Source organism: Actinacidiphila yanglinensis (genome assembly GCF_900107965.1).
Classification (GTDB): domain Bacteria; phylum Actinomycetota; class Actinomycetes; order Streptomycetales; family Streptomycetaceae; genus Actinacidiphila; species Actinacidiphila yanglinensis.
In genome coordinates this window covers 68296-81570 of record NZ_FNVU01000030.1, presented here as the reverse complement: position 1 = coordinate 81570, position 13275 = coordinate 68296, and the positions used below count along the sequence as shown (strand labels likewise).

Genomic DNA, 13275 nt, shown 5'->3' with positions numbered 1-13275 from the left:
TCGAAGGGGTGTCGCTGCGGAGTGTGACCGTACCTCCTGGGCCCGTGTCAAACGGGAAAAGTCCGCAACGCCACTCGAACGGTAACCCGATGTACGTTCTATCCACACCAGCGGGGGTCACCAAGCAGGCTACGTCCACCGGCTTGATCCTGCCCGAAATCCCGTTTTCCGATCCCCGGGGCCGGGCCTGCTCCCCTTCGACCCTACGTCCGGTCGGGCGTCGGCCCGGGCTCCTTCTGCACTCGGTCGGGGGATCGGCCCGGCTTCCCCCGGGACGATCCGCGAGGCGCCCCCCCCGGCAGCGTGATCGTGAAGACCGACCCCTCGCCGGGGGTGCTCGCGGCGGTCGCCCCGCCGCCGTGCGCCTCGGCGAGTTTGCGCACGATGGCCAGGCCGAGGCCGCTGCCGCCGGTCTGCCGGCTGCGCGACTTCTCGGCCCGCCAGAAGCGGTCGAAGACCCTCGGCAGGTCCGCCGCGGCGATCCCGGAGCCGGTGTCGGCCACCTCGATGACGGTCCGCCCGCCCGCGACCGCGGCGCTCAGCGTGACGGTGCCGCCGCGCGGAGTGTGCCGTATCGCGTTGGAGACCAGGTTGCCGACCGCCTGCCGGAGCCGGACCGGGTCGGCGACGGTGAACGGCCGATTCTCGTCGGTGAAGTCGGCGAAGTCGGCGGGGTCGGTCGCGTCGGTCGGGTCGGTTGGGTCGGGGCCCCCGGCGGCGTCAGCCCTCCCGGTTCCGTGGACGCCCCGGGTGGTCCGCAACCCCACCCCGGCCGATTCCGCGGTGCTGCGGTGGGCGGTGGCCACCTGCGCCAGGAGGTCCACGACGTCCACCCGCTCGGTCCGCAGCCGCAGCTCCCCCGCGTCGGCCGCGGACAGGTCGCGCAGGTCGTCGATGACGTGCTGGAGCAGCACCGCCTCGTCCAGCAGCGACGACAGCAGCGCGCGGTCGGGGACGACCAGGCCGTCCTCTGCGGCCTCCAGCCAGCCGCGGATGTTGCTCAGCGGGGTGCGCAGCTCGTGCGCCACGTCGCTGACCATGGCCTTCCGCAGCCCCTCGGCCTGCTCGCGGCGGTGCGACATCTCGTTGAAGGCGGCGGCCACCCGGCCGATCTCGTCCTGCGCGGACACCTTCACCCTGGCGGTCAGGTCGCCGTCGGTCACCCGCCGGGCCGCGCCGGACAGGGCCCGCAGCGGGCGGACCATGCGGGTGCCGGCCAGGGCGGTCACCGCCAGCGTGAGCAGCAGCACCAGGCCGGTGACCTCGATGACGCGGGCCCGGTTGCCGGCGGAGAGGTCGAGGAAGGTGGAGGCGGTGCGCTGCGGGCTGCTGACGAACAGCAGCGCGGGCGGCGCCACGTAGGGCGCGAGCTGTTCGCGGCGGGCCGTGTCGAGGCAGGACGCGGTGAGCGCGTCGTCCTTGGCGGTGCGCGCGGCGGTCCCGGTCCAGCCGAAGTCCAACCCGACCTTGACATGCGGGGCGTCGTGCCGGTCCAGGCAGGTGTCGACCAGCGAGTCCAGCTGGGCGAGAGCGCGCTGCTCGGTCGCGGTCGGCGTGCCCACGACCGTCGTATCGCAGTCGGTCGGCAGGTAGAGCACGCTCGGCGCGAGGGTGATCACGGGCCGGCCGCTGGGCGTGGAGGTGACCTGCACGTTCGCGTGCAGGCGGTCGTGGAGGCAGCCGGCGGTGCGCTGGGCCTCGGCGTCCAGGACCGTCCGCTCCCCGGCGGTGAGGCGGAACGGGCCGACGGCGCGGGCGTCGATGGAGCTGCTGCCGACGGCGGTGCCGGACGCGAGCGGCGCGGAACCGTCGGAACCCGTTGCCGGAGCGGAGGACGGGCCCGCGGTGTCCAGGCAGCGGGTGCCGGGCGCGCAGCCGCCGGCGCCCGTGCCCCGCTCCGGCGCGGGCTGCGGCTGGGTCCGCGAGGTGGCCTGCGAGGGGTCCTGGGCCTGGGGGCCGCCCGCGCTCTGGGTGCGGGCGGCCGGCGAGGTGTCCACGGACAGCGCGTCGACCGTCGCCGACGCCTCCGCGGGCAGCGCCGCACGGGGCGCGCCCGGCCCGGCCGAGTCGACCAGCGGGCGCCGCTGCTCGTCGGTGAGGGTGATCCGGTGTCCGCTGCTGCGGGCGAGCTCCCGTACGGTCGCGGCCGCGCCCGCCCAGTCGTGGTGCGTGGCCGCGTAGCCGAGCAGCTTGTCGTACGTACGGGCGTCGTCGGTGAGGGCCTGTCCCTGCTCCTGCCGGATCGCGACCGCCGTGGTGTGCACGGTCAGCCAGGCGGTGGCCGCGATGGAGCAGGCCGAGACCAGCGCGGACAGCAGCAGCAGTTTCAGCAGCAGGCTGCGGCGCAGCGGCACTTCCCGCCGGGCGGCGGCGCCGTCCGCACCGCGCGAACGCGCTCCGCCTTCCCTTCGTTCGTCCCCCCTTCTCCCCTTGCCCCCCGCGTCACCCCGCATCGCGTACCCCCGGCCCCTCGACGAGCTTGTAGCCGACCCCGTAGACGGTGACCAGCCGGACCGGGTGGCGCGGATCCGGCTCGATCTTGCGGCGCAGGTTCATCACGTGGACGTCGACCGTGCGGGAGGTGAAGTAGCGGTCGATGCCGTGCTGACGCTCGATGACCTGGGCGCGGGTGAAGACCCGCCCGGGTTCGGCGGCCAGCAGGGCGAGCAGGTCGAACTCACCCGGGGTGCACTCGATCCGCCGCCCGTCCACGGTCACCTCGTGCCGTACCGGGTCCACCGCGACGGCGCCCACCCGCAGCACCGGATCGGGCCGCCGGGGCACCGCGGCGCCGGCGCTCCCGGTCGCGCCCGCGCGGCGCAGCAGCGTACGCACCCGGGCCATCAACTCCCGCGGGCTGTACGGCTTCGTCATGTAGTCGTCCGCGCCCAGGTCGAGCCCGAGCAGCAGATCGTCCTCCCCGGAGCGGGCAGTGAGCATCAGCACCGGCAGGTCGGCGGAGGCGGGGTCGGCGCGCAGCACCCGGCAGACGTCGAGGCCGTCGACCCGGGGCATCATCACGTCCAGCACCATCAGGTCGGGCCGGTGCCGGCGGACCGCCTCCAGCGCGGCGCGCCCGTCGTGCACGACGACCACCCGGTGCCCCTCGTGCTCCAGGTAACGGCGGACCAGTTCGGCCTGCTTGGGATCGTCCTCCGCCACCACGACATGTGCGCCCATGTCGCGAGTGTAGGAAGGCCGGAGGCCGCCGGACCGGGCCGGACGGCGCTCACCGCCCGGGACCATCGGATGGCTACGGCTTCCTGACAATCTCCTGACAAGTGCTGCCTAGCGTCCCGGGCATGCCTCGAAACTTCCTACGGCCGCGGCGGCACCGAGCACCGTGGCCGACCGTGCCCGCCACCGCTGCCTGCCTGCTCGCGCTGACCGCCTGCGGGGGCGGCGGGGGCGCGTCGCACCCCGGCGTGGCCTCGCTGCCGTCGACCGCTTCCTCCTCCGCAACCGCCGGGACCACCGGCGGAGGCGGTACGCCGGAATCCGGTACACCGGTCTCCGGCGCCGTGGTCCCCCCGAGCAGCGGCTCAACCGCAGGGCGCCCGCAGGAGCGCCTGGACGACACCCCCGCGGAGCGCGAGGCCCTCATCCACGCCTGGGACCAGTGCCTCGTCGACCACGGCGCCAAATGGACGACCACCCGGCCCGGGATCGCCGGCTCCCCCAAGACCGTGGCCGACCCGATCCCCAAGACGGCGGCGGCGGCCTGCGAGAACAAGCTCCCGCTGGAGCCGCCCGAGCTGAACCCCGCCCTCAACGCGCACTACCGCGACGACACGCTCGCCGAGATCAAGTGCCTCCGCAAGCACGGCGTGATGGTCCACCTCGTCGCGGACACCAGCGTCGATCCGGGCGGCCTGTCCTGGACCTTCGACGACGGCAGCCCCGAGATCCCCGCCAACGAGGGCCAGTTGGAGGACCAGTGCGAGCAGCAGGCGTTCGGCGGCGGAAAGGGGAAGTGACGGTGTCAGGTCACAGCGCCGAGCGCCCCGCCGGGCGGTACGGCAGGCGGTTCGCCGTCCTGGCGACCGCCCTCGTCGTCATTGGCGCCGCCACCGCGGGGGGCATCGCCCTCCACGCCCACTCCCACGCCCCCGCGGGCGTCCCCACCAGCGCCCCGAAGGTCGCCACCGCGACGGTGACCCGGGCGGACCTGTCCGACAGCCGCAGCCTGCCCGGCACCCTCGGCTACGGCACCCCCACCCCGGTCGCCGGCCGCGGCACCGGCGTGGTCACTGCCCTGTCCGCCACCGGCTCCACCGTCAAGCGTGGCCGCACGCTCTACCGCGTCGACGACCAGCCCGTCGTCCTCTTCTACGGCGCCACCCCGCTCTTCCGCACCCTCGTTGCCCCCAAGTCGGCGGCGGCCAAGCCGGTTCGCGGCCGGGACGTCACGGTCGTCGCGGACAACCTCCAGGCCCTCGGGTACGACATCGGCCACCGCCCGCCGGACTCCGACGGTCTCGGCGCCACCTACACCTCCTCGCTGGCCGCCGCGGTCAAGCGCTGGCAGCAGCACGTCGGTATGACGCCCACCGGCACGCTCGGGGTGGGCCGGATCGTGGTGCTGCCCGGCCCGGTGCGGGTCGGTACGGTGCAGGCCAGGCCGGGCGATCCGGTGCAGGAGACGCTGATGTCGGTCACCTCCACCACCAAGACCGTCACCGTGCCGGTCGAGGCGGACGACGCGAACGGCATCACGGCCGGCGCGAAGGTCACCATCACGCTGCCCGACGACCGGAGCGTGCCCGGGAAGGTGGCGTCCGTCGGCCAGTCCGTGCAGTCCGGGGCCCCCGGGGAGGGCGACCAGGACGGGCAGGACAGCCCGCCGACCCTCGATGTCGCGGTCACCCCGCTGCGTTCCTCCGACGTGGCCGCGCTGACCTCGGCGCCGGTCCAGGTGCGCTTCACCACGAGCACCCGGCACGGCGTGCTGACCGTGCCGGTCACCGCGCTCGTCGCCGTGAAGCAGGGCGGCTACGCGCTCCAGCGGCCGGACGGGACCCTCGTCGCCGTGACGACCGGGCTCTTCGCCGACGGGCGGGTCGAGGTCGGCGGCGCCGGGGTCAGCGCGGGGATGCGCGTGGAGACGGCGTCGTGAGGGCGGGGACGGCCGGTGGGAGCACCGTGCCCGACGAGGCCGCGACCGGGTCCGGGCGGGTGGGCGCGCCGCGAAGTGCCGCACCGGGCACCGCCGTTCTCCGCGTCCGCGATGCCACCAAGTCCTACCCGGGCGGCGTCGTCGCGCTCGACCACGTCTCGTTGACCGTCGAGGCGGGCGAACTGCTGGCGATCCTGGGCCCGTCCGGCTCGGGCAAGTCCACGCTGCTGAACATCATGGGCACCCTCGACCTGCCGACCGGCGGCACCGTGGAGGTCGCCGGGCAGGACGTGGCGGGGCTGTCCGACCGGCGCCTGTCGGTGCTGCGCGGACGCTGGCTCGGCTTCGTCTTCCAGCACTTCCACCTCACCGACGGCCTGAGCGCGGCCGAGAACGTCGCCACCGGCCTGCTCTACGCGGGCGTGCCGCGGCGCCGCCGGCTGCCGCTGGCCCACGAGGCCCTGGGCCGGGTCGGCATGGCGCACCGCGCCGGCCACCTCCCGCACCAGTTGTCCGGCGGCGAGCGGCAACGGGTGGCGATCGCCCGCGCGCTGGTCAACTCCCCCGCGCTGGTGCTGGCCGACGAGCCGACCGGCGCCCTCGACAGCGCCAACGGGCAGGCCGTACTCGATCTGCTCACCGACCTCAACGAGGAGGGGACGACCATCGCCGTCATCACCCACGACCGGGACATCGCGGCACGGCTGCCACGCCGGATCGAGCTGCGCGACGGCCGGATCGTCGCGGACACCCGGGGCGCCGAACCGCGCGACGGCCGGGTCGTCGCGGGCGTCCCGGGCCCGGCCGCACGGGAGGGCGACGGATGAGCGCCCCTTCATCGCACCGCCGGGCGCGGCCCGACGACCGCCGGCCCGTCCGGCTGTCACCCGGTGACGTACTGCGCCTCGGCCTGATCGGCGTCCGCATCCGCAAGTTGCGCGCGGCCCTTTCCGCGCTGGGCATCTCGATCGGGATCGCGACGATGATCGTGGTGACCGGCATCCCCGCCTCCAGCCAGAAGTCGCTGCTGGAGCAACTGACCGCGCTGGGCACCAACATGCTCCAGGCGCAGCCGCAGCCGCACCAGGACCCGCCGGTCCAACTGCCGGAGAGCGCCGACGCGATGGCCCGCAGGATCGGCCCGGTCCGCACGGCGAGCGCGGTGGCCAACACCCATCAGCGCGTGCGGCGCACCGACCGCTCCGACCCCAGCGACAGCGTCGGGATCAGCGTGCTGGCCGCGCGCGACGGGCTGCTGTCCGCGATCAACGGCTCGGTGCACGCGGGCCGTTTCCTCACCCCGGCCACCGACCGCTTCCCGACGGTGGTGCTCGGCTACCAGGCCGCGACCTGGCTGGGCTTCCGCCAACTCCCGCCCGGGCAGCCACAGCCCCAAGTACTCATCGGTCAGCGCCTGTTCACCGTGATCGGCATCCTCGATCCGATGCCGCTCACCCCGGACCTGGAGCAGTCCGTGATGGTGGGCTGGCCCGCCGCGACCCGCTACCTGCACTTCGACGGCCATCCGACGGTGGTCTACCTCAAGGCCCGAGAGGACGCGCTCGAGGACGTCCGCGCGGTGCTGCCCGCCACGCTCTACCCGCAGTTGCCCGGGCTGATCCAGGTCAGCCGCCCCTCCGACGCGCTGGCCGCGAAGCGCGCCTCCGAGCAGACCTTCTCCGGGCTGTTCCTGGGGCTGGCGGGAGTGGCGCTGCTCGTCGGCGGCATCGGGGTCGCCAACACGATGATCATCTCGGTGCTGGAGCGGCGCCGCGAGATCGGGCTGCGCCGCGCGCTCGGCGCGGCCCGGGGCCAGATCCGCGGCCAGTTCCTCACCGAGGCGGTGCTGCTGTCCGGCCTCGGCGGTCTGGTCGGCGCGGCGATCGGCGCGCTCGGCGTCCTCGGGTACGCCACCTCCCAGGGCTGGCCACCGGTCATCCCGGCCGCGTCCGTCGCCGAGGGCATCGGCGGGGCGCTGCTGGTCGGAGTGGTCGCGGGCGTCTACCCCTCGGTCCGCGCCGCCCGCCTCACCCCCACGGAGGCGCTGGCCGCGACCTGAGTGCGCGGTTCTGTAGCCGGTTTGTGTCAAGGGCGGAACGGGACGCGGCGGGTCGGGTGCTGCAAAAATGGGTGCGCGCGGGCGGATGACCGATCCGCGTGACGGCGGGAACGCAGGGCAGGGGGACGCGTCATGTCCGACCAGAATCCGTACGCGGGCAAGCCGTACGGCGACAACCCGTACGAGAGCCGGCCGGAGTACTCGGAACGGCCCACGGCGTACGGCGAGACCCTCGGCTACGGCGACCCGGCGGGCTACGGCTACCCGCAGCACCCGCCGACGATGATGAGCGGCGACAGTGGCTGGCAGCACAACGCGCCGGCCGTGTACGGCGGGGCGGGTTCGGCGACGCTGCTGACCATCGGCGACATCGCGGTGACGGGGGACAGCATCGTGACCCCGGCCGGCTCCCTGCCGCTGCGCGGCGCGGTGTGGACGGTCTCCGACATGAGCCGCACCGAGGAGAGCACCCCGGCCTACGCGATCGTGCTCGCGGTGATCTTCTTCTTCGCGTGCCTGCTGGGCCTGCTGTTCATGCTCATCAAGGAGCACAAGACCACCGGGTTCATCCAGGTCACGGTGCACAGCGGCGGCCGCTACCACGCCACGATGATCCCGGCCCGCAGCCCGAACGACGTGTTCGCGATCAACCAGCTGGTCAACAACGCGCGTGCGATGTGCGCGTGAGCCAGCAGGCCGTCGCACCCCGCTCCGCGCGGCGGCTCCCGCACCCGGCGGTGGTGCCGCTGGCCACGCTCGCCGCCGGGGTGGCGGCGGCCGCCTACCTCTACCGCACCGACCCGCACCAGAGCGGGCACTTCCTGCCGCGCTGCCCCTTCAACTGGCTCACCGGGCTGCTCTGCCCGGCCTGCGGCGCCACCCGCCTCGCCTACGACCTGCTGCACGGCGACCCGGTCCGCGCCTTCCACGAGAACGCCCTGGTCCTGGCCCTCTCCCCCGCGCTGGCCTGGATGTTCGGCCGCTGGGTCGTCGAGGGCCTGCGCGGCCGCCGCTGGCAGCCGATCCTCCGGCCGCGCACGCAGTACACGTTGCTCGTGGTGGCGGTGGTATGGACGATCTTCCGCAACGTGAACTGAGCCTGCCGCGACCGCCAGGCGCCGGCCGTGCAACGTGCCGCTACTCCGGATGCGGTGCCAGGAAGCCCTGTTCGACCAGGAGACGGATCGACGCGGGAGTGCGGTCGCGCAGCACCACCGGGTCCTCGTTGAGCAGTTGGGCGATCGCGTCGATGATGCGGCCGGCCGGCAGCGTGCCGTCGCAGACCCCGGCGAACCCGGCGCCGACGGTGTCGACCTTCGTCGCCCTGCGCATGCCCCGCGCCGAACGCAGCACGACGTGCTCGGGGTCCTCCGCGCCGGGCAGCCCGACCTGCTCCTGCACCACGTCGGGCGCGAGGGTGAACCGGGCGGCGAGCAGCGCCGCGTCGTCGTACCGCCGCAGGAAGTCCTGCCGGGCGAACCAGTCCGCGATGTGCGGCCCGAGCGGCTGCTCCACCGGGTGCGGCCACTCCTCCGCGGTGACCGAGGGCTGCTCGGCGCCGGAGCGGCGCAGGGTGATCCAGCCGAAGCCGATCCCGCTGACCTTGTGCCGCTCGAAGTCGTCGAGCCACGCGTCGTAGCGCGCGGCGTACGCGGCGGGGTCGGCGTGGTGGTCGCCGCCGTCGCGCAGCCACAACTCGGCGTACTGCGCCACGTCCTGGACCTCGCGCTGCACGATCCACGCGTCGCACCCGGCGGGCAGCCAGGACGTGACGCGCTCCCGCCAGTCCTGGCCCTCGGCGTGCTGCCAGTTGGCGAGGAGCTGGCAGTAGCCGCCCTCGGTGAGGTGGTCGGCGGACTGCCGGACCAGTTCACGGCACAGGTCGTCCCCCGCCATGCCGCCGTCGCGGTAGGTGAAGCGCCCGCGGGGCGAGATGACGAACGGCGGGTTCGAGACGATCAGGTCGTACCGCGCGTCCCCGACCGGCTCGAAGAGGCTGCCCTGCCGCAGTTCGGGCTCCGCGGCGCCGGACAGCGCGAGGGTGAGCCGGGCGAAGTGCAGGGCGCGCGGGTTGACGTCCGTGGCGGTCACCTGCGTGGCGTGCCGGGACGCGTGCAGCGCCTGGACGCCCGATCCCGTGCCGAGGTCGAGCGCCCTGCCGACCGGCTCGCGCACGGTCAGCCCGGCGAGCGTGGTGGACGCGCCGCCCACGCCCAGCACCAGGTCGGCCCGGTCCACGCCGGGCGCGCTGCCGATGCCGCCCGCGCCACCGACCGCGCAGCCCAGGTCCGAGACGATCCACCAGTCGGCGCCGGCATCGCCCGCGTAAGGGCGTACGTCGACGGTCGCGCGTACGTCGTCCCCGTCACGCAGCAGCCAGCCGGCCGCCTCGTACGTGTCGAGACCGGAGCCGGTTCCGGTGCCGGTTCCGGTTCCGGAGCTGGTGCCTGCGTTGCCGAGGGCCGCCCGGGCACGGGCGAGCGGGACCGGCTGCTGGAGCAGGAAGAGCCGGACCAGGGTCTCCAGTGGGCTGCCGCCGCGGGTGGCGCGCAGCGCGGGGACGGTCTCGGCGCGCGACAGGGCCGCGTAGGCGACCGCTCCGAGCAGTTCGAGGCAGCCGTCCGCGGTGAAGTCGGCGGCCAGCAGGTCGGCGCGCAGCGCGGGCGCGGCGCCGGGATCGGGCAGCGGGCGACCGGAGGCGCCCGGGGAGTGCGGGGCGTGCGGACCGCCGGTCGTCTGGTGCGGGTAGCTCGGATCGCTCACGCCGCTCATTGTCCCGGAATCCGCGAGGGGGCGCCGTACCGCGGAACGCCCGGTACCGCTACGAGGCCGTCGAGGTGGCACCCGCCGAACCGCCGGACACGCCGTGGCAGCCGGGCTGCTGGGCGAGGGCCTTGCCCACGTCGCCCTGGCGGAGCGTGTCGAGCGACTTCTGCCCGTTGGTGGTGGTCTGCGTGAGCGCGGTGGAGACGCCGCCGAGGCCGGTCGCGAACTTGGCCTGGTCGCTGGCGTCCAGCCCGTCGACCTGCTTCTTCAGCGCCGCGTACTGCGCGGACTGCTGGTTGAACACGCTCACCGCGTTCTGCTGGAACTTCGCGCCGTCATCGCCGGGGGCGGCGCCGGCCTTGCTGAAGATCCCGGCCAGCGCCTTGTACGCGTCGGAGATCGACTGGAAGGCGGCCGAGTCGGCGGTCTTCACCTCCTGCGGCTTGCCGCCGCTGTCGACCTTGCCGAACGACGCGTTCGCGGTGTCGATCTTGTTGAGCTGGACCTCGGCCTGGTCGCAGACGCCCTTCGCCCAGTCGTCCTGCTTCTTCGCGGTGTCGTCACCGCCGCACGCGGACACCGCGAGCAGAACGGCCGCGCTGCCGGACAGCGCGGCCAAGAGCTTCTTCTTCACCTTCACCGGGTGATCCCTTCCGTGGCCTTACGGCCCCGGAACATACACGGCCCGGCGACACCGTCTCCGCGGACCTGACCTCGGTTGACCGCTTTTATCTGCTATTCGAGCCATTCGTCGCACCTGCTGAACCGCAGGTGGGCGGCGGGTGCGCGGGCCACGTACGGGTCTGCCCGCGCCCCCGCCGCCTCACCGGCGGTGTGACATTTCACACGGCGTCAGGCCGCGACCGTGGAGCCGCCGCCGGAACCTCCCTCGTGCGCGCTCCCGCCGCTCGTGGCCGCGTCCCCGGAGCCGCCGCCGCTGCCTCCTCCGGCGCCGCCGGCCCCGCTGTCCGCGCTGTCGTCGCCGACCGCGATGCCGCGCCGTTTGGACACGTACACCGCGACCACGATGATCACCACCGCCGCGACCGCGACCGGTACCCGCACCGCGAGGTTGGCGTGCACGCCGTAGCTGAACTTCACCACGGCGGGCGCGATGAGCAGCGCCACCAGGTTCATCACCTTCAGCAGCGGGTTGATCGCCGGTCCCGCGGTGTCCTTGAACGGGTCGCCGACGGTGTCGCCGATCACCGTGGCCTCGTGGGCGTCGCTGCCCTTGCCGCCGTGGTGGCCGTCCTCGACCAGCTTCTTGGCGTTGTCCCACGCGCCGCCGGAGTTGGCGAGGAAGACGGCCATCAAGGTGCCCGCGCCGATCGCGCCGGCCAGGTAGGAGGCGAGCGAGCCGATGCCGAGCGAGAAGCCGACCGCGATCGGGGCGAGGACCGCGAGCAGGCCCGGAGTGGCCAGTTCGCGCAGCGCGTCCTTGGTGCAGATGTCCACCACCCGCCCGTACTCGGGCAGTTCGGTCCCGCTCATGATGCCGGGGTGCTCGCGGAACTGCCGGCGCACCTCGAAGACCACCGAACCGGCCGAACGGGACACCGCGTTGATCGCCAGCCCCGAGAAGAGGAACACCACGGCCGCGCCGAGCAGCAGCCCGACCAGGTTGTTCGGCTGCGAGATGTCCAGGCTCAGCCAGCGCGCGTCGGACGCGGGCGGGTGCGCCGTGCCGACGGCGGTGTCGACCGCCTCCTTGAACGACCCGAACAGCGCGGTCGCGGCGAGCACCGCGGTGGCGATCGCGATGCCCTTGGTGATGGCCTTGGTGGTGTTGCCGACCGCGTCGAGGTCGGTGAGCACCTGGGCGCCCTCGCCGTGGACGTCACCGGACATCTCGGCGATGCCCTGCGCGTTGTCCGAGACCGGCCCGAAGGTGTCCATGGCGACGATCACGCCGACCGTGGTCAGCAGTCCGGTGCCGGCCAGTGCCACCGCGAACAGCGCCAGCCACACCGAGGTGCCGCCGAGCAGGAACGCGCCGTACACGGCGAGCGCGATCAGCACCGCCGAGTACACGGCGGACTCCAGGCCGAGCGAGATCCCGGAGAGGATCACGGTCGCCGGCCCGGTCAGCGAGGTCTTGCCGACGTCGCTGACCGGGCGCCGGGTGGTCTCGGTGAAGTAGCCGGTGAGCTGCTGGATCAGCGCGGCCAGCACGATGCCGATGGCCACCGCGACCAGGGCGAGCACCCGCGGGTCGCCGCCGTGGCCGGTGATGTCGGCGCCGACGCCCTTGAGGTCGGCGTAGGAGGAGGGCAGGTAGGCGTAGCTGGCGATCGCCACGCCGACCAGGGAGATCGCCGCGGAGACGAAGAAGCCGCGGGTGATGGCGGTCATGCCGCTGCGGTCGCCGCGGCGCGGGGAGACCGCGAAGATGCCGACCATCGCGGTGAGCACGCCGATCGCGGGGATGAGCAGCGGGAAGGCCAGCCCGGAGTCGCCGAAGGCGACCTTGCCGAGGATGAGCGCGGCCACCAGGGTGACGGCGTAGGACTCGAACAGGTCGGCGGCCATGCCGGCGCAGTCCCCGACGTTGTCGCCCACGTTGTCCGCGATGGTGGCGGCGTTGCGCGGGTCGTCCTCGGGGATGCCCTGCTCGACCTTGCCGACCAGGTCGGCGCCCACGTCGGCCGCCTTGGTGAAGATGCCGCCGCCGACCCTCATGAACATCGCCAGCAGCGCAGCGCCGAAGCCGAAGCCCTCCAGCACCTTGGGCGCGTCGGCCTTGTAGATCAGCACCACCGCGCACGCGCCGAGCAGGCCCAGGCCGACGGTGAACATGCCGACCACGCCGCCGGTCCTGAACGCGATCCGCATCGCCCGGTGCGAGACGGTACTCAGGTCCGCGGCCGGCTCACCCGGCTCGGGGGTCGCCGACCTCGCCGCGGCGGCCACCCGCACGTTGCTGCGGACCGCGAGCCACATTCCGATATAACCGGTCGTCGCGGAGAAGATCGCGCCGATCAGAAAGAAGATCGATCGGCCGATTCGCTGCGACGTATTGTCGGCGGGCAGCAGCATGAGCAGGAAGAACGCCGCGACCGCGAAGATCCCCAGGGTACGGAACTGCCGTGCGAGGTAGGCGTTGGCGCCTTCCTGCACGGCAGCGGCGATCCTTTTCATCGTGTCGGACCCCTCGTCCGACACGAGCACTTGGCGCACCAGCACCCAGGCGAGCGCGAGTGCAGCGAGTGCGACGACCACGATGATCCAGACCAGGGTACGGTTCCCGCTGGTCAGGACCGGTGCCGCCGCAAGAGGGTGTGGAGAGTTGAGCGCCCCCGCGTGAGGGGTGAGTGGCCCCGCCATTCGTCCT

General features: G+C 73.6%; 11 protein-coding genes. 6 read left to right on the top strand and 5 right to left on the bottom strand.

Annotated elements, in window-relative coordinates:
* Positions 1-203 precede the first annotated feature (203 nt).
* The gene (locus tag C4U44_RS38740; RefSeq protein ID WP_103890818.1) at positions 204-2453 is read right to left on the bottom strand and encodes a sensor histidine kinase; all 2250 of its coding nucleotides are present in this window, start codon (positions 2451-2453) and stop codon (positions 204-206) included.
* Positions 2443-3180, bottom strand: a complete 738-nt coding sequence (locus C4U44_RS38735; protein ID WP_103890833.1) for a response regulator transcription factor — start codon at positions 3178-3180, stop codon at positions 2443-2445. Before C4U44_RS38735 ends, C4U44_RS38740 begins: the two co-directional genes overlap by 11 nt.
* Positions 3181-3353: 173 nt before the next feature.
* Here C4U44_RS38735 and C4U44_RS43100 point away from each other — a divergent pair, with 173 nt between their 5' ends.
* The 6 genes from C4U44_RS43100 to C4U44_RS38715 all read left to right on the top strand — a co-directional run bounded on the left by C4U44_RS43100 (position 3354) and on the right by C4U44_RS38715 (position 8272).
* Positions 3354-3977 carry a hypothetical protein gene (locus C4U44_RS43100; RefSeq protein WP_146088455.1) on the top strand — a complete coding sequence of 208 codons (624 nt, stop codon included), beginning with the start codon at positions 3354-3356 and terminating at the stop codon, positions 3975-3977.
* A gap of 2 nt (positions 3978-3979) precedes the next feature.
* Positions 3980-5116: a peptidoglycan-binding protein gene (locus tag C4U44_RS38730; protein ID WP_146088454.1), complete on the top strand. Its 1137-nt coding sequence runs from the start codon at positions 3980-3982 to the stop codon at positions 5114-5116.
* Positions 5117-5175: 59 nt separating this feature from the next.
* A complete protein-coding gene (locus C4U44_RS38725) occupies positions 5176-5943 on the top strand; it encodes an ABC transporter ATP-binding protein (RefSeq protein ID WP_103890832.1) in 768 nt (255 codons plus the stop codon).
* Complete coding sequence (locus tag C4U44_RS38720; protein WP_103890816.1) at positions 5940-7175, top strand: ABC transporter permease; 1236 nt, start codon at positions 5940-5942, stop codon at positions 7173-7175. The genes C4U44_RS38725 and C4U44_RS38720 overlap by 4 nt, the downstream gene beginning before the upstream one ends.
* Positions 7176-7307: 132 nt before the next feature.
* Complete coding sequence (locus tag C4U44_RS41790) at positions 7308-7862, top strand: hypothetical protein (protein WP_160145200.1); 555 nt, start codon at positions 7308-7310, stop codon at positions 7860-7862.
* A complete protein-coding gene (locus C4U44_RS38715) occupies positions 7859-8272 on the top strand; it encodes a DUF2752 domain-containing protein (protein WP_103890815.1) in 414 nt (137 codons plus the stop codon). The genes C4U44_RS41790 and C4U44_RS38715 overlap by 4 nt, the downstream gene beginning before the upstream one ends.
* Before the next feature lie 40 nt (positions 8273-8312).
* Here C4U44_RS38715 and C4U44_RS38710 read toward each other — a convergent pair whose 3' ends face one another.
* The 3 genes from C4U44_RS38710 to C4U44_RS38700 form a co-directional block, all read right to left on the bottom strand.
* The gene (locus C4U44_RS38710; protein WP_103890814.1) at positions 8313-9947 is read right to left on the bottom strand and encodes a DUF7059 domain-containing protein; all 1635 of its coding nucleotides are present in this window, start codon (positions 9945-9947) and stop codon (positions 8313-8315) included.
* Positions 9948-9996: 49 nt separating this feature from the next.
* Positions 9997-10581, bottom strand: coding sequence for a small secreted protein (locus tag C4U44_RS38705; RefSeq protein ID WP_235032665.1), 585 nt, complete (start codon positions 10579-10581; stop codon positions 9997-9999).
* Between the two features lie 212 nt (positions 10582-10793).
* Complete coding sequence (locus C4U44_RS38700; protein WP_103890813.1) at positions 10794-13268, bottom strand: sodium-translocating pyrophosphatase; 2475 nt, start codon at positions 13266-13268, stop codon at positions 10794-10796.
* Between the last annotated feature and the right edge of the window lie 7 nt (positions 13269-13275).